General features: G+C 44.5%; 13 protein-coding genes. 3 read left to right on the forward strand and 10 right to left on the reverse strand.

The window, feature by feature from the left end:
• Nucleotides 1–101: 101 nt before the first annotated feature.
• The gene (locus tag R7P69_RS14280) at nt 102–1,016 is read left to right on the forward strand and encodes a hypothetical protein (RefSeq protein WP_005381852.1); all 915 of its coding nucleotides are present in this window, start codon (nt 102–104) and stop codon (nt 1,014–1,016) included.
• Nucleotides 1,006–1,425 (forward strand): hypothetical protein, encoded by a 420-nt coding sequence (locus tag R7P69_RS14285; protein ID WP_238952206.1) that lies wholly within the window; start codon nt 1,006–1,008, stop codon nt 1,423–1,425. The genes R7P69_RS14280 and R7P69_RS14285 overlap by 11 nt, the downstream gene beginning before the upstream one ends.
• A gap of 75 nt (nt 1,426–1,500) precedes the next feature.
• Here the strand turns inward: R7P69_RS14285 and carB are convergent, their stop codons facing one another.
• The 5 genes from carB to secA all read right to left on the reverse strand — a co-directional run bounded on the left by carB (nt 1,501) and on the right by secA (nt 10,575).
• Entirely contained in the window at nt 1,501–4,734 is a 3,234-nt protein-coding gene (gene carB / locus R7P69_RS14290) for a carbamoyl-phosphate synthase large subunit (RefSeq protein WP_005381854.1), read from the reverse strand.
• A 16-nt stretch (nt 4,735–4,750) separates the two neighbouring features.
• Complete coding sequence (carA, locus tag R7P69_RS14295; protein ID WP_238952205.1) at nt 4,751–5,890, reverse strand: glutamine-hydrolyzing carbamoyl-phosphate synthase small subunit; 1,140 nt, start codon at nt 5,888–5,890, stop codon at nt 4,751–4,753.
• 481 nt (nt 5,891–6,371) lie between these two features.
• Nucleotides 6,372–7,181, reverse strand: coding sequence for a 4-hydroxy-tetrahydrodipicolinate reductase (gene dapB, locus R7P69_RS14300; protein ID WP_005381860.1), 810 nt, complete (start codon nt 7,179–7,181; stop codon nt 6,372–6,374).
• Between the two features lie 110 nt (nt 7,182–7,291).
• Entirely contained in the window at nt 7,292–7,690 is a 399-nt protein-coding gene (gene mutT, locus R7P69_RS14305; protein ID WP_005387387.1) for an 8-oxo-dGTP diphosphatase MutT, read from the reverse strand.
• A 155-nt stretch (nt 7,691–7,845) separates the two neighbouring features.
• Entirely contained in the window at nt 7,846–10,575 is a 2,730-nt protein-coding gene (gene secA, locus R7P69_RS14310) for a preprotein translocase subunit SecA (protein ID WP_176311268.1), read from the reverse strand.
• Nucleotides 10,576–10,982: 407 nt separating this feature from the next.
• Here secA and R7P69_RS14315 point away from each other — a divergent pair, with 407 nt between their 5' ends.
• Entirely contained in the window at nt 10,983–11,441 is a 459-nt protein-coding gene (locus R7P69_RS14315; protein WP_033906094.1) for a DUF721 domain-containing protein, read from the forward strand.
• Between the two features lie 113 nt (nt 11,442–11,554).
• On the opposite strand, the gene lpxC is transcribed toward R7P69_RS14315, so the two are convergent.
• The 5 genes from lpxC to murC form a co-directional block, all read right to left on the reverse strand.
• Entirely contained in the window at nt 11,555–12,472 is a 918-nt protein-coding gene (gene lpxC / locus R7P69_RS14320) for a UDP-3-O-acyl-N-acetylglucosamine deacetylase (RefSeq protein ID WP_005381871.1), read from the reverse strand.
• Nucleotides 12,473–12,573: 101 nt separating this feature from the next.
• Nucleotides 12,574–13,812 (reverse strand): cell division protein FtsZ, encoded by a 1,239-nt coding sequence (gene ftsZ / locus R7P69_RS14325; RefSeq protein WP_017633617.1) that lies wholly within the window; start codon nt 13,810–13,812, stop codon nt 12,574–12,576.
• A 30-nt stretch (nt 13,813–13,842) separates the two neighbouring features.
• Complete coding sequence (gene ftsA, locus R7P69_RS14330) at nt 13,843–15,105, reverse strand: cell division protein FtsA (RefSeq protein WP_005372946.1); 1,263 nt, start codon at nt 15,103–15,105, stop codon at nt 13,843–13,845.
• Nucleotides 15,098–15,880: a cell division protein FtsQ/DivIB gene (locus R7P69_RS14335; protein ID WP_005387393.1), complete on the reverse strand. Its 783-nt coding sequence runs from the start codon at nt 15,878–15,880 to the stop codon at nt 15,098–15,100. Before R7P69_RS14335 ends, ftsA begins: the two co-directional genes overlap by 8 nt.
• Before the next feature lie 192 nt (nt 15,881–16,072).
• Nucleotides 16,073–17,530: a UDP-N-acetylmuramate--L-alanine ligase gene (murC, locus tag R7P69_RS14340; RefSeq protein WP_005387395.1), complete on the reverse strand. Its 1,458-nt coding sequence runs from the start codon at nt 17,528–17,530 to the stop codon at nt 16,073–16,075.
• Nucleotides 17,531–17,535: the final 5 nt, after the last annotated feature.

Here is a 17,535-nt window from a genome sequence, read left to right on the forward strand (position 1 = left end):
TCCAAATATAGAGCCTCACCTCAAGAGCCTCTTAATATTTTGATAGAAAAAGAAAATGCTGTCTTAATAGGAAATATTTAATCTGATAAAAAACGAAAATAATGGAAGCCTTACTGACTCGACCATCAATAAAAGAACAGCAATTACGCTTAAAAATCGAACAGATAGTGAATGTTAATCAGCTATTCAACGTTATTGACGCTAAACCAGAGACTAGCGGTGCGGGTGTAATTTATATTGATAACAAATTCACCGTTGTACGCTTAAGAGACTTTAAATCCACATGCCATATCAATCCTACCTTTATCATTCTACGAGAACCGATAAAATTACAATCATCTCAAGAATTTGCAAAAAAAATAAAACAGGAAGAATCAAAATCAAGATTCAATCAAGAGCTTCTATCAGCGAGCATTAGCTGTATTGGTGCAGCAATTGGCTGGATTGGAGTAGTTGGTTCGGGGCTAACAATACCAGTAAGTGGTCCTGTGGGCGTAACTATGTCCTATATCTCACACGCCGCTACTGTTGCTGCCACAGCCCAATGTGCTATTGGAGTAGCAAGAACCCGTATGGTATCTAAATCACCAGATAAATTATCGGATATAGACAGTAATGAGTGGTATCAAAATACAACTAAAGCTTTAGATTACATATCCTTAGCTGGAGCGGGTGCTAGCGGATATCAAACGATAAAAATGGTTCAATCTCTTAAGCAAACCACTAAGAAAGGCGTTCCCGAGATTCTAAAAGGCTTAAACAGACAAGAGAGAACAAGATTAACTAAAGAAATCATCCGTAAAAACCTTCCGAGTATTTCGAATAAAGCTCGTAAACAGCTAATGTTGTCAGGAGAAATTCCTAAGAGGTATTCGCAAGCAACAATATCCGCATCCATTTCTCATCAGCTTCTAGATGCAATTGGAGGCTCAATTAGCATAGTAGGAAGTGGTTATTCGGGAGAGTTAAGAAATCTTGCAATTGGAATCTATGAGGAATTGAAAGTTGAATACTAAATCAATTAGCATAGCAAACATCTCACTAAGTATATGTTTATACTTGGCATTGACTATTGGTCTGGCTATTAGCTTGAGCATTTGGAATGACTGGTTTTCTTTCACTCAACACATTGCTCTAGATACTTACCTTCTTACATTGGGAGCTATTACGGTTGTTGTTGTATGCATTCCAAACATTCTGACAATAAGCAAAGGATTAAGTATTGCTGCAAAAATAAACTTACTTACTATCTCTTTTATCATTCTCACTTGCAGCATTAATTTTTTTGCAGCAAGTGGTAGTACTATTTCTTCATCTTTGGGTACATTGCTTGCCATCATTAGCTTAATGATCTTCAAAAGCGAAGCATACCAATCGTTCCTAGCACACTTTAATGCTCTTCATTTTAGAAAAACCTCGATATAAAAAAGCCCGCTCAAATGAGCGGGCAATGAGGTTGTCATGTAAGCCCTGATTAATGAGCTTACTGATTTTTATCTGTTACGCGTCTAGACTCGCTTTCACTTTAGCGTGCAACTCTTGAACCGAAGTTACTGACGCTTTTGCGTCTGCAGTATGAGACATACATGTAGCGAACGCTGCATTCAGTGTCGTTGTGTAGTTCACTTTTTCTGCCAGTGCACCACGGCGTAGAACTTTCGAATCTTCAATCGCTTGACGACCAGCAGCCGTGTTTACGATATAGGTGTATTCGTTGTTCTTGATGCGGTCAAGAATGTGTGGACGACCTTCGTGTACTTTGTTTACCAAACGTGGGTTAATACCCGCTTCGCCCAGAATTACAGCAGTACCGTGTGTCGCATCCAACTGGTAACCCAGTTTCACTAACTTAGAAGCTAGGTCAACAACACGCTCTTTATCACCTTCACGTACAGACAGTAGCGCACGACCACCTTCAGGATAAACCGCACCACAACCTAGCTCTGCTTTCGCGTAAGCTTCTGCGAACGTTGCACCCACACCCATTACTTCACCTGTTGAGCGCATTTCAGGGCCCAATAGAGGGTCAACACCAGGGAATTTGTTGAACGGCAGAACCACTTCTTTCACTGAGTAGTAAGGAGGGATAATCTCTTTAGTAAAGCCTTGTGACTCTAGAGATTGACCCGCCATTACACGTGCAGCGATTTTCGCTAGAGGAGCGCCTGTCGCTTTCGATACGAATGGTACCGTACGAGCAGCACGAGGGTTCACTTCAATTAGATAAACGTCGTTGTCTTTCACAGCAAACTGCGTGTTCATCAAACCGCGTACACCGAGTTCGAATGCTAACTTCTCAACTTGCTCACGCATCTTGTCTTGAATTTCCTGACTTAGCGTGTATGCAGGCAGTGAACATGCAGAGTCACCAGAGTGAACACCCGCTTGTTCGATGTGCTCCATGATACCACCGATAACGACGCGTTCACCGTCACAGATAGCATCAATATCAACTTCGGTTGCATCATCCAAGAAACGGTCTAGCAGAACTGGAGACTCGTTCGATACGCTTACTGCTTCGTTGAAGTAGCGACGCAGGTCTTGCTCGTCGTATACGATTTCCATCGCACGACCACCGAGTACATAAGATGGACGAACAACTAATGGGAAGCCAATTTCTTTCGATTTCTCAACCGCTTGCTCCATCGTTGTTACTGTCGCGTTTTCTGGCTGAAGTAGACCTAAACGGTCAACAGCGGCTTGGAAGCGTTCGCGGTCTTCCGCACGGTCGATAGCATCTGGGCTAGTACCAATGATTGGCACACCAGCCGCTTCTAGAGCACGAGCCAGTTTAAGTGGCGTTTGACCACCGTACTGAACAATCACACCTTTTGGTTTTTCAACGCGAGCGATAGACAGTACATCTTCCAGAGTTACTGGCTCGAAGTACAGACGATCAGACGTATCGTAGTCAGTAGATACCGTTTCTGGGTTACAGTTAACCATAATGGTTTCGTAACCGTCTTCACGCAGCGCAAGTGATGCATGAACACAACAGTAATCGAATTCGATACCTTGGCCGATACGGTTTGGACCGCCACCAAGAACCATGATCTTATCTTTGTCTGTTGGGTTTGCTTCACATTCTTCATCGTAAGATGAGTACATGTAAGCCGTGTCAGAAGAAAACTCTGCTGCACATGTATCCACACGTTTGTAAACCGGATGAATATCAAACTGCTCACGAGCACGGCGAATTTCACTTTCAGCGACACCAAGCAATTTAGACAAGCGAGCATCAGAGAAGCCTTTGCGTTTCATCTGACGAAGCACTTCTTTGGTCAAACCTGCGTAGCCGCCCGCCTTGACTTGTTCTTCGAGTTTTACAATTTCTTCGATTTGAACCAGGAACCAGCGGTCGATTTGAGTCAAGTTGAACACACCGTCGACTGACATACCCGCTCGGAATGCATCGGCGATGTACCAGATACGCTCTGCACCTGCTTCTTTAAGTTCGTGACGAATCTTAGTCAGTGCATCTGGCGCTTCCAGATCGACCATCTCATCAAAACCAGTTGCGCCAACTTCTAGGCCACGCAGTGCTTTGTGAAGAGATTCTTGTTGGTTACGACCAATCGCCATTACCTCACCAACCGATTTCATCTGAGTTGTCAGACGATCGTTTGCACCAGCAAATTTCTCGAAGTTAAAGCGAGGGATCTTAGTTACGACGTAGTCGATAGTTGGTTCAAATGACGCAGGTGTTGCACCACCTGTGATGTCGTTTTGTAGTTCGTCTAGCGTAAAGCCAACAGCCAGTTTCGCGGCAATTTTCGCAATTGGGAAGCCTGTTGCTTTTGATGCTAGCGCAGAAGAGCGAGATACACGCGGGTTCATCTCGATGATGACCATACGACCATCTTTCGGGTTGATACCAAACTGTACGTTTGAACCACCTGTTTCAACACCGATTTCACGCAGAACAGCTAGCGATGCATTACGCATAAGCTGGTATTCTTTGTCAGTCAGTGTTTGTGCTGGAGCAACCGTGATTGAGTCACCCGTATGGATGCCCATTGGGTCAAAGTTCTCGATTGAACATACGATGATACAGTTGTCCGCTTTGTCACGAACGACTTCCATTTCGTACTCTTTCCAACCGATGAGTGACTCATCGATAAGAAGTTCGTTGGTCGGAGATAAGTCCAGACCACGACGACAGATTTCTTCGAACTCTTCTTTGTTGTACGCGATACCACCACCAGTGCCACCCATGGTGAACGATGGACGGATGATACAAGGGAAGCCAACCATATCTAAAACTTTGTAAGCTTCTTCCATGCTCTTCGCTGTATCTGCGCGAGGACACTCAAGGCCGATAGACTTCATCGCTTTATCAAAACGAGAACGGTCTTCCGCTTTGTCGATTGCATCAGCCGTTGCACCAATCATCTCTACGCCAAACTCTGCGAGAACGCCGTGCTTCTCTAAATCTAACGCACAGTTAAGTGCTGTCTGACCACCCATAGTTGGCAGAACTGCATCAGGACGTTCTTTCTCGATGATCTTGCGTACAACTTCCCACTGAATCGGCTCGATGTAAGTCGCATCTGCCATCTCTGGGTCAGTCATAATCGTTGCTGGATTAGAGTTAACTAGGATAACTCGGTAGCCTTCTTCGCGAAGAGCTTTACACGCTTGTGCGCCAGAGTAGTCAAACTCACATGCCTGACCGATAACAATCGGACCAGCACCAAGAATTAGAATACTTTGAATGTCAGTACGTTTTGGCATTATCTACTACTCCGAATTAAGCGCTGTGTTTTTTGATTAGTTCGATAAAGTGGTCAAATAGCGGTGCCGCGTCATGTGGACCAGGGCTCGCTTCTGGGTGACCTTGGAAGCTAAATGCTGGCTTGTCTGTGCGGTGGATACCTTGCAAAGAGCCATCAAATAGCGATACGTGAGTAGCACGTAAGTTTTCCGGTAATGTTGCTTCATCTGCCGCAAAGCCGTGGTTTTGCGAGGTAATCATCACAACGTTACGCTCTAAATCTTTTACTGGGTGGTTTGCACCGTGGTGACCAAACTTCATTTTCACCGTTTGCGCACCTGATGCTAGCGCCAGAATTTGGTGACCTAGACAAATACCAAAAATTGGCAGGCCTTTTTCTAGGAACACTTTGGTTGCTTCAATCGCGTAAGTACATGGTTCTGGGTCACCAGGGCCGTTTGATAAGAATACGCCATCTGGATTTAGTGCCAGAACTTCTTCCGCTGACGTTTCTGCAGGTACAACCGTTAAGCGGCAGCCACGGTCAACCAACATTCGTAAGATGTTGCGTTTTGCGCCGAAGTCGTAAGCGACAACGTGGTATGGCAGCTCGCTGTCATCTTTCGCCTCTGGAAGTCCGCCTTCAAGCGTCCACGAACCTTGCTTCCATTGATACGCTTCTTTTGTTGTAACTTCTTTCGCAAGGTCCATTCCTTTTAAGCCTGGGAATTCTTTTGCTTTCGCTAGTGCCAAAGCTTCGTCTAGGTTGTTGCCCGCAACAATACAGCCGTTTTGAGCACCTTTTTCACGCAGGATACGAGTGAGCTTACGAGTATCGATATCAGCGATGCCAACGATATTTTGAGACTTAAGATAATCAGAGAGGGATTGTTCGTTACGGAAGTTAGAAGCGATTAGAGGAAGATCGCGAATCACAAGGCCTTGTGCATGAATGGAAGAGGATTCTTCATCTTCGGAAGTGGTTCCGGTATTGCCAATGTGAGGATAAGTGAGAGTGACGACTTGCTGAGAATAGGAAGGATCAGTGAGGATTTCTTGATACCCCGTCATCGAGGTATTAAAAACGACTTCACCAACGGAAAGACCATCTGCCCCTATGGACACTCCGCGGAACACTGTCCCATCTTCTAGGACCAACAGTGCTAATTTACCCAAGACAACCTCCAGAATAAAAATGCAAAAAAAATAAATCAAACTGCAAACATGCCTTCCTTTACCTATAAAATCTACATAAATAGGTATTTCAGACAAATTGGCGGTATTCTAAAGTTGGACTCGAAACCTGTCAACCTACAATCAAAAATAAATGATTAATTTCTAGCGAGTAAGGTCATTTTGAATCAGTAAGGCCCAAAAAGATAACTTTTACATGCTATTACATAGAGAGGCATAGAGGTTTAATGAATTTTACAAATTTGAACTTTTTAGAGATCACAAAAAAGTATGAGTTTTTCACGCAAACGTTCACCCAACAAAAAAGACATTAGTTTTTAGACATCAAAACCCAAAACACCCACAAAACAACCAAAACAACAACAAAAGTAAGCACCAAAATACTTTCTGTTAGAATCATTTCATTTACAACTAATTCTATAGATATAAAAAAGCCGGCTACCGCCGGCGAATAATTATGTATTTAGAGTTCATTCAATCCCAAAACATCTGTCATGGTATAAAAGCCCGCTGGTTTGGCACTCAACCAAACAGCGGCCTTGACGGCGCCATTAGCAAACGTCATACGATCGGTCGCTTTGTGCGTTATCTCCACTCGTTCCCCGATATCAGCAAACATGGCTGTGTGCTCACCGACAATATCGCCAGCGCGAATTGTAGCAAAGCCGATCTCATCTTTAGTACGTTCACCTGTGATACCTTCTCGCGCATAGACAGCTACATCATTCAGCTTGTTGCCCATCGCACCAGCAATGGCTTCGCCCATCCCGATAGCGGTACCAGAAGGAGCATCAACTTTATGACGATGATGTGCTTCGACAATCTCAACATCACAGTAGTCGCCCATCACTTTGGCTGCTTTCTCAAGAAGCTTAAATACTAGGTTCACACCAACAGAGTAGTTAGGAGCCATGACAACAGGCACTTGCTTAGCGGCTTCGTCAATCAGTTCACGCTCTGCATCACTGAAACCAGTCGTCCCAATCACAATACTCTTTCCATGCTTCTTACACAGTTCAAGATTCGCCAACGTACTTACTGGGGCAGTAAAATCGATGATTACATCAAAATTATCGACGTCTTTAGCAAGATCATCCGTTAAGAACACATCGAATTTGCCTTCACCACAAAGTTCACCGATATCGACACCGACAAGTGAGGACTCAGGTCGTTCTGATCCCGCGCTCACTGTCGCCTCTGGGTTAAGGTGTGAAGCTTTAACCAAATTACGGCCCATTCGGCCTGCTGCTCCTGCGATTGCAATACGAACCATTGCGCTTTCTCTCCTTCTCTGGATAACGAGGTTTGCTCTCGTTCTCTCGTTTCGCTTAATCTGTTTAAACTAACAACATACCGTGGTTACCACAAGCAAGTTCATCAGGCTTAAGCGAACTCTTTTACGACACGCTCCAAGATAGGCACGTTCGCTTCAGGAAAGGCATAGTTACCCAATTCTCTTATCTCGACCCAGCGACCTTCTTGACCTTCTCGGCCGTAAGGCTCATTACTGAACTTAGATACCGTAATAAAATCAAACTTAAGTGATTTGTCTGGATAGTCATATTCCAAATGCTCGAAAAGGGCTTGCTCAGTAACTTCAATTCCTACTTCTTCTTCAAGTTCTCTTGCTAGAGCATGTTCAATACTTTCTCCTGACTCGACTTTCCCACCGGGAAACTCCCAAAACCCGCCCTTATGCTTGTCGTCTGGACGCTTTGTAATAAAAATTTTTGATTTGTCTTGGTTAAAAATAATAGCCGCGACTATGTGAATTCTTTTCATAGGGGTTCCTAACTCTCAAGCCGTTACACTTCAACGGTCTTTGAATCTCTAAAACTATCCGATGCTATCAAAACTTATGAAATTCGACAGCCACAGAATTTGCTTAAAAAAAGAGCCGCCTAGGCGACTCTTTAAAAAATTATCTGACTAATACGTTAGTCGATTTTGCCGTGGCACTGTTTATACTTCTTACCACTACCACAAGGGCAAGGCTCATTGCGACCTACTTTACGTTCATCACGTACCATTGGCTGACTTGAACCTTCTTCAGATTCTTCACCTTCAGAAAGAGGGTTTTGTGCTGCTGCGTGTTGCGCTTGAGCACGACGAGCGGCCTCTTCAGCTTGCGCACGACGTTGCTCTTCCATACGTTCAACTTCTTCTTGTTGCTGAACTCGAACGCGAGATAGAACAGTAATCACATCAGTTTTCAGCGCTTCTAGTAGACCTTCAAACAGTTCAAACGATTCACGCTTGTATTCCTGTTTCGGGTTCTTCTGCGCATAGCCGCGTAAGTGAATACCCTGACGCAAGTGATCCATTGCTGCCAAGTGCTCTTTCCAAAGCGTATCCAGAGTTTGAAGCATAACCGATTTCTCGAAGTTACGAAGCACTTGGGCACCCACCACTTCCTCTTTCTCTTTGTACACTTCAACGGCTAGATTGATGATCTTCTCGCGTAGCGCCTCTTCGTAAAGCTTATCGTCTTCTTCAAGCCATTGCTTCACTGGTGCATCAAGATCGAAGTCTGCTTTCAAGCGCTCTTGCAGACCTTCAACGTCCCACATATCTTCTAGTGATTGTGGCGGGATGTACTCATCAATAACCGCTGTTAGCACATCTTCACGGTTTTGCTCGATCATACCGCTGATGTCTTCAACGTTCATCAATTCGTCGCGCAGCTCGTAGACAACCTTACGCTGATCGTTCGCCACATCATCGTATTCTAGTAGCTGCTTCCGGATATCAAAGTTACGACCTTCCACTTTGCGCTGTGCTTTTTCAATTGAGCGAGAAAGCATTTTCGATTCAATAGCTTCACCTTCTTCCATACCACTTTGAATAAGGCTCGCCATACGATCAGAAGTGAAAATACGTAACAAAGAGTCTTCCATAGATAGGTAGAAGCGCGATGAACCCGCATCACCTTGACGACCAGAACGACCACGTAGCTGGTTATCAATACGGCGAGATTCGTGGCGCTCAGTACCAATGATGTGTAGACCACCAGCATCTAATACTTGATCATGTACCACTTTCCACTCTGCTTTAATCGCATCGATTTGTTCTTGAGTTGGGTTCGCCAAAGCTTCCACTTTTGATTGCCAACTACCGCCAAGCACAATATCCGTACCACGACCGGCCATGTTGGTCGCGATAGTTACCGCACCAGGCATACCCGCTTCAGCAACAATTTCCGCTTCCTTCTCATGGAATTTTGCATTCAGTACGTTGTGTTTGATCTTAGCCTTCTTCAATGCGTTAGAAAGAAGTTCTGATTTTTCAATCGATACGGTACCAACCAATGTTGGCTGACCTTTCGCAACGCGCTCTTTGATATCTTCAATGATTGCAGCAAACTTCTCAGCTTCGGTACGGTACACCACATCCGGCATATCGTTACGAATCATAGGTTTGTTGGTTGGGATAACCACCGTTTCCAAGCCATAAATAGATTGGAACTCAAACGCTTCAGTATCCGCAGTACCTGTCATACCAGACAGTTTTTCGTATAAGCGGAAGTAGTTCTGGAAGGTAATCGAAGCCAAAGTTTGGTTTTCGTTTTGAATCTTAACGCCTTCTTTCGCTTCTACTGCTTGGTGAAGACCTTCAGACCAACGACGACCTGGCATTGTACGACCAGTATGTTCATCAACAATTACTACTTCACCTTCGTCAGTAACGATGTAATCAACGTTGCGCTCAAACAACACATGAGCACGCAAAGCGGCATTCACGTGATGTAACATGCTGATGTTAGTCGGAGAGTAAAGTGTGTCACCCTCTTCCATAAGACCATTTTTCACCAACAGTTCTTCAACGTACTCTTGGCCCGTTTCTGTGAGGTATACTTGCTTTGATTTCTCATCAACAGTGTAGTGACCATCACCACGATATTCTTCAGAGTCTTCTTTGTCTTGCTTTTTAAGATGCGGGATCAAAAGGTTGATTCGGGTGTATAGCTCAGAGCTATCTTCAGCAGGACCAGAAATGATTAAAGGGGTACGAGCTTCATCAATTAGGATTGAGTCCACCTCATCGACAACTGCAAAGAAGCGTTCACGTTGTACGCGATCTTCGCTACGGAAAGCCATATTGTCACGAAGGTAGTCAAAACCAAATTCATTGTTCGTTCCGTACAAGATGTCAGCTTGGTACGCTTCTTTTTTCTCTTGAGGAGGCATGTTTGGCACGTTTACGCCAACAGTCATACCTAAAAATTCAAATAGAGGGCGGTTTGTCTCTGCATCACGTTTAGCTAGATAATCGTTCACTGTTACAATATGAACGCCTTTACCAGCTAGGGCATTTAGGTAAGCAGGAAGCGTTGCCGTCAGCGTTTTACCTTCACCCGTACGCATTTCAGCGATTTGACCCGCATTTAGAACCATACCACCGATAAGCTGGACGTCGAAGTGGCGCATACCGTAGACACGCTTAGATGCTTCACGAACCGTAGCAAAAGCTTCTGGAAGTAGTTTATCAAGAGTTTCACCCTTCTCTAGGCGCTCACGGAATTCAACCGTCTTTGCTTTTAACTCTTCGTCACTTAGAGCCTCGAATGTTGGCTCATAGTTATTAATTTCTTTTACAATTTTTCTAAGGCGGCGCAGTGTTCGGTCGTTGCGACTGCCAATCACTTTTGTCAGTAGCTTAGTTATCATTTTTCGTGAATCTCTCTTTATTCAGACCGTTCCCGATCTACTCATAATGCCTTCAGTCTCTGCCAGTTTGGAACTAAGAATACTGAGATAAATCATTTATCAAAGATATTGAGTTCAAACATCCATATTTCAAGGCTAAGTTTTGAAACAATGTGGCTTAGTGTAAGGATTTTTAATCGATACAACCATAAATAGACGTATTTGTTTGAAGCACTCTGAAGTTTTTACTTAAAGTGGTGACTGATTAGCCGATATTGCATACCGCAATATGTGTAATTCATCCAGAGCAAACTTTGCTTTTTACCTTGCTACATTGTAAAACTGAAGCTAAAGACGTTAATGTAAACTATACCTTGATAGAAAGCTGCTCTAGAATAGCTATATCTCAACAAAATTAGATTTTACCTATGCGTGATCACCGTCCAACCTCGACTGAAGATGTTATTGCTGAGTCACAGTTCAAGCAGATTCAAGAACATGCTGGAGAAATCTTACAGCTTAACCAAGCTTTGCAAGAGGTCTTACCCACGGGGACGGCCGATCATTGCCGAGTAGCGAATGTTCGTAACGGCCATCTATTGATCGATGTCTCTAGTGCCGCGATCAAAATGAAGATCGATTACGATCGCCTCATGATCCTAAATAAACTTCGTACTCAAGGCTTTGCCAAGCTGATGAGCGTTGAAGTGAGGATCAATCCTTCACTATATCGAAACCGCTTTCAACAAGACGACAGACCTAAGCGTCCACCACTAACCGAATCTGCAGCAAAGTCATTAATGACGATTGCCGACATGGCGCCACCGAAAATTCAAGAGCGTTTAAAACGATTAGCCGATATGGCAGAAAAGGAAGATCGTAAGTGAACGTTATTTCAATATGCTGAAAGCTTGAATGTTATTGATAAATCCAGGATTAAAGCCAAATAGCAAAAAACCAGGCATAAGCCTGGTTTTTTATTAATTCTAATGCCAAGTATTTACGCAAGCACCATATTTGGTTCTGCGAATGCTACTGGTGAGCCGACTTCTTCTTCGAATGTAGTCCACTCCCACGCTTCCTGATCTGCAAGAACAGCACGTAACAGTTGGTTATTTAAACCGTGGCCAGATTTAAAGGCACGGAATTCACCAATGATTGGGTGGCCACACATGTAAAGGTCACCAATCGCATCCAACACTTTGTGAGTCACAAACTCATTTTCAAAGCGTAGACCTTCTTCATTAAGAATACGGTAATCATCCAAAACGATAGCATTGTCAAAACTACCACCCAAAACTAGGTTTTGAGATTGTAGATATTCGATATCACGCATAAAGCCAAACGTACGTGCTCGAGAAATCTCACGAACAAAGCCTTTTGACGAGAAATCAAACAGCAAACGTTGCTCGTCTGATTCAATCGCTGGGTGATTAAACTCAATTTCGAAGTCCATACGGAAGCCGTTAAATGGTACAAATTCTGCCCATTTATCACCATCTTCAAAACGAACTGGCTTTTTGATGCGGATGAAGCGTTTTGGCGCATTTTGCGTTTCGATACCTGCTTGTTGTAGCAAGTATACAAATGGGCTTGCACTACCATCCATGATCGGAATTTCAGGTGCGTCTACTTCGACAACAATGTTATCGATGCCCATACCAGCAAGTGCCGCATTCAAGTGCTCAACAGTTGAAATACGCACACCTTCATCGTTTACCAATGCAGTACAAAGCATGGTGTCACGAACCGAAGCTGGATCAGCTGGAAAATCTACAGGTGGATTTACATCTGTACGACGGTAAATGATACCTGTATTTGCAGCAGCCGGGCGCAGAGTAAGTGTGACTTTACGACCAGAGTGGAGACCCACACCAGTTGTTTTCACTATTTCTTTCAGAGTACGTTGTCTGATCATCTGCTTGCCTCTCAAAAATTTGCTACAAAACACGGCCGTCTGTAACGTCGACCGTGAATGCTACCATAATTTTGAGCCATGTCAAATTTATGGGTTAAAGATTAATCAGCCTGACGACGCAAAAATGCCGGTATATCTAAATAACCACTTTCCTTTTCTTGCTTTGGAGCCGCAGAACTTTGGCTCGACGAAGCTGGAGAAGAAGGAGCAGTGTTTGTCGGCTGAGGAGTTACCTGTGGCTTCTCTTGCACTTGATTATTTTGCAAGGTCTGTGCCGGTTTTTCTTCAGCTTGCGTTGCCGCTGCTTGTTGCTGTGGTTGAGCTTGCGGCGTCGGTGCCACTTTAGCTTTACCACCCGCAACTAGCGTGATATCTGGCTTTTTCTCATTACCAATACCTGTCGCTACAACTGTTACGCGGATTTCGTCAGTCATATCAGGGTCTAGAGAAGTACCGATAACAACAGTCGCATTGTCAGAAGCGAATGCCTTCACTGTATTACCAACCGTCTCAAACTCGTCAAGACGCATATCCAGACCAGCAGTAATATTGACAAGAACACCACGAGCGCCCGCTAGATCGATGTCTTCCAGAAGTGGGCTAGAAATTGCCATTTCAGCCGCTTCTTCAGCTCGGTCTTCACCTTTGGCGATGCCGCTACCCATCATTGCGTGACCCATTTCAGACATTACAGTTCTTACGTCCGCAAAGTCGACGTTGATCATGCCAGGGCGAGTAATTAGCTCAGCAATACCTTGAACGGCATTCTTAAGAACATCGTTAGCGCTTGCAAAAGCTTCTAGTAGTGTTACACCACGACCAAGTACTTTAAGTAGCTTTTCGTTTGGAATCGTGATCAAAGAGTCAACATGCTTAGACAGCTCATCGATACCTTGCTCAGCAAATGCCAAACGCTTTTTACCTTCAAAACTAAACGGTTTAGTTACTACCGCTACTGTTAGAATGCCAAGCTCTTTAGCCACTTCAGCAATAACAGGCGCTGCACCAGTACCGGTACCGCCACCCATACCAGCTGCGATAAACACCATATCGGCGCCAGTCAGGGAATCTTTAATTCGATCTCTGTCTTCGAGAGCTGCGTCACGGCCAACCTGTGGATTAGCACCTGCACCCAGACCTTTAGTGATATCACCACCGATCTGAATAACATTGCCAACGCTTGTCTTACGAAGTGCTTGCGCATCAGTGTTGACGCTGATGAATTCCACACCTTCGATGGATTCACGCACCATGTGTTCAACGGCGTTACCACCGCCGCCACCAACCCCAACGACCTTGATTACTGCATCGTCAGACATTTCCATCATCGGTTCAAACATGTGTTGTCTCCGTTTATCCTGCAACTCAGGTTAAAACTCTTTTTGTATCCAGTTACGCAATTTATCGAAAAAGCCAGTTACAGATGAGCGTTTAGGTTCATTATAATCGCTATCGTCGCTAGACTGCATGTCTCTTGCGTAATGAAGTAATCCAACTGCCGTAGAATGGTACGGCTCTTTTACATAGTCAGTTAATCCGCTGACTTCGAGCGGTTTGCCGACCCTTACTTGATTGCGGAATACGCGTTCCGCACATTCTACCACTCCGTCCATTTGCGCAGCACCGCCGGTGAGTACAACTCCCGCAGCCAGATGGTGCTTGATACCCTCTTCGCGCAATTTTGCTTGTACAGAGTCGATAGTTTGGTTAACCAGTCCCATAAGCTCAGAGTAGCGTGGCTCAATCACTTCTGACAACGTTTGACGTTGCAGGCTACGTGATGGTCGTCCACCTACGCTTGGTACATTAACCGTGTCATCCTTACTGACCAGTTCACTCAAAGCACAGCCATATTTGACTTTTATTTCTTCAGCATCGCTCACTGGCGTGCCAAAAGCAAAAGCAATATCACTGGTTACAGCATTTCCTGCGTACGAAAATACTTCTGTGTGACGTAACGCACCGCCAGTCCAGATGGCCACATCCATCGTGCCGGCACCAATATCAACCACACAAACTCCAAGCTCTCTTTCATCCTCGGTGATTACTGCATTACTAGCAGCAAGCCCAGAAAATACGAGTTGTTCTACTTTAAGGCCGCAGCGTTCTACCGCCTTAATAATGTTGCGTGCCATGTCATTATGGCATGAGATAAGGTGGACACTCACTTCCATTCTTACCCCAGATAAACCAAGCGGATTTTTGATTCCTTCTTGGTAATCAATGGTGAACTCTTGCGGGATCACATGAAGAATTCGCTGTTCATCACCGATTTTAATCGATTTTGCGGTATGGATAGCGCGATCCATGTCTTCTTGAGACACCTCTTCATCAGAAATCGTGCCCATACCTTTTTCAATTCGGCTTGCGATATGCTTACCAGACAACGAAATGAAGACTCGGCTGATCTGGCACTCTGCCATTAATTCAGCTTGATCAATTGCACGTTGTACTGATTTTACAACCGACTCCAAATCATTCACGCCACCTTTATCCATGCCGCGTGAGGGGCTACTACCTGCGCCAATAATATTAATTTGACCGTCTGGTAAAACCTCACCCACTAGAGCCGATACGGTTGCAGTGCCTATATCAAGACCAACAATAATGTTGTCATCAGCGGCCTTAGTCATCTGTACTCTCTTCTAACTCTTGTTCAGGAAACCAACCAACTGCGGCTCCTGTATCGTACCTAAGATCGATATAACTGATTCTTTGCGTGTCACTGCCAAGCTTGTTATAGAGCTTAAAAAAGCGCTCTATACGCTCAAGAAGAGACTCTTTTCCGAGCTCTAATCGAATACCGTTATCAAGGATGATTTGCCAAGCTCGTCGCTCGTTTAATACCAGAGACGATATCGCTAAACCCAATTGCTGAAACTTAGGACTCAAATCACGGTAAGTCTGTAAGACTTCCGGTCCGCTATCTTTGGGTCCGTACAGCTTCACTTTTTCTTCTTGCAACAGAGCAACATCTCCATCAAAAACGAACCCGTTTTTATCTAACAGTTCGTTGCCATTCCAAATGGCTTCTGGTTGATGCTCCGTCAAAAAAACTTTTACTGTATCCGGCCACTGCTTTCGGATTGCGGCATGCGCTACCCATGGCAGAGCTTCGACACTTTGCTGTAATACATCAATATCCTGAGACATAAATGTACCGATGTGATCAATTCGACTAAATGCAGCCTGCACATCGTCAGCTTGGACATACTCCAGTTTCCCCTGAAGTACTATTTTGGAGAGAGGTAACCTTTGGTCATCCCACATCCAACTGATCGCCGCGTACAAAACAGAACTAATTAAAGTCACAACCACAACGAAAAATAACGCACCCAAGATTTTTTCTTGGCGACCACGGTTGTTACCCGTGTTTGGTCGCTCGTCATTCAGTGCAATATTCAACAACGTCTTCGTTTCCTGACTTTTGTCGTGTACTTTTTACCCATATAATTACGCAGAGGTAAAAGTCTTGACTTTAACCTTGGGATTATACTGAGCTCTTGTAAACTATCAAACACTGATAGCAATAAATCACAATGATATTGACGCAAAATCGAGATCTGAGTCTTTATCTGTCCTTCGCATCAACAATATGTGTCAGCCAAGCATCTTGTTTATATTCAATTTAAGACCTGCCAGCTGTTTCGCCACTTTACCAATATCACCCGCACCTTGCGTTAAGATTAGGTCGCCGTCTTGTATAACGTTAGCTAAAACTGAAGGTAATTGCTCGATTTCTGGAACAAAAATCGGATCTACCTTGCCTCGGCTGCGAATTGTGCGACATAAAGCGCGCCCATCAGCACCTGCAATCGGCTTTTCACCCGCTGCGTAAACATCCAGCATGATCAATACATCCACCTGTTCAAGCACATTCGCGAAATCATCGTATAAATCACGAGTACGGCTATAACGGTGCGGTTGGAAAATCATCACCAAACGCTTGTCTTGCCAACCACTGCGTGCTGCATTAATGGTTACATCCACTTCTGTTGGATGATGGCCGTAATCATCAACAAGCATTGCATGGCCGTTGCCAGTATCAAACTCGCCAAGGTGATCAAAACGTCTTCCCGTACCTTGCGTACCAGCCATTGCCTTTAGGATCGCATCGTCTTCAATGTCATCTTCAGTAGCAACCGCAATCGCAGCAGACGCATTCAATGCATTGTGACGACCTGGAATATTCAGCGTGATATCTAAGTTAGCTCGCCCTTTACGTACTACCGTAAATTTGCCTTGCTGCCCCTCTTGACGATAATCTTCAATACGTACGTCGGCATCTTCAGAAAAACCGTAAGTTATCACTTGACGACTAATACGTGGGATTAACTCTCGAACCACAGGATCATCAATGCAAACAATTGCTTGGCCGTAAAACGGTAGATTATGAAGGAAATCGATGAAGGTTTGCTTTAAGGTTTCAAAGTCACCACCATAGGTATCCATATGATCGGCTTCGATATTGGTAACAATGCTCACCATTGGTTGCAAGTGCAGGAATGACGCGTCACTTTCATCTGCCTCTGCAATTAGAATACGACTCGAGCCTAGACGCGCATTTGTACCTGCGCTTTTCACCAAACCGCCATTCACAAACGTTGGATCAAGACCGGCTTCAGAATAGATTTGAGTAACAAGAGCGGTCGTCGTGGTTTTACCGTGTGTACCCGCAACGGCAATACCGTGACGGAATCGCATCAATTCAGCCAACATCTCTGCGCGGCGTACAATAGGGATGCGTAATTCACGTGCCGCCATCACTTCTGGGTTTTCTTCGTTGATCGCCGTTGACACAACAACCACACTGGCTTTTTCTACATTACTGGCTTGATGACCAATAAATACCGTCGCACCTTTTGATACCAAACGCTCTGTCACAGCGTTCTCTGATAGATCAGAACCTGTGATTTGGTAGCCTTCGTTCAACAGCACTTCTGCAATGCCGCTCATGCCCGCACCACCAATACCGATGAAGTGGATGGATTTCACGCGGCGCATCTCTGGCACCATTGCGCGAATCTGAGCTAAGTCTTGTGTATGTTGGATTGTCATCAATT

It is taken from the genome of Vibrio sp. 661 (assembly GCF_033339315.1).
GTDB classification, from domain to species: Bacteria; Pseudomonadota; Gammaproteobacteria; order Enterobacterales; family Vibrionaceae; genus Vibrio; species Vibrio alginolyticus.

Coding starts and splice junctions, on each gene's coding strand:
- murC (WP_005387395.1), bottom strand. CDS start 17,530: ATGACAATCCAACATACACAAGACTTAGCTCAGATTCGCGCAATGGTG.
- ftsZ (WP_017633617.1), bottom strand. CDS start 13,812: ATGTTTGAACCGATGATGGAAATGTCTGACGATGCAGTAATCAAGGTC.
- carB (WP_005381854.1), bottom strand. CDS start 4,734: ATGCCAAAACGTACTGACATTCAAAGTATTCTAATTCTTGGTGCTGGT.
- lpxC (WP_005381871.1), bottom strand. CDS start 12,472: ATGATCAGACAACGTACTCTGAAAGAAATAGTGAAAACAACTGGTGTG.
- R7P69_RS14315 (WP_033906094.1), top strand. CDS start 10,983: ATGCGTGATCACCGTCCAACCTCGACTGAAGATGTTATTGCTGAGTCA.
- dapB (WP_005381860.1), bottom strand. CDS start 7,181: ATGGTTCGTATTGCAATCGCAGGAGCAGCAGGCCGAATGGGCCGTAAT.
- mutT (WP_005387387.1), bottom strand. CDS start 7,690: ATGAAAAGAATTCACATAGTCGCGGCTATTATTTTTAACCAAGACAAA.
- R7P69_RS14280 (WP_005381852.1), top strand. CDS start 102: ATGGAAGCCTTACTGACTCGACCATCAATAAAAGAACAGCAATTACGC.
- ftsA (WP_005372946.1), bottom strand. CDS start 15,105: ATGACTAAGGCCGCTGATGACAACATTATTGTTGGTCTTGATATAGGC.
- secA (WP_176311268.1), bottom strand. CDS start 10,575: ATGATAACTAAGCTACTGACAAAAGTGATTGGCAGTCGCAACGACCGA.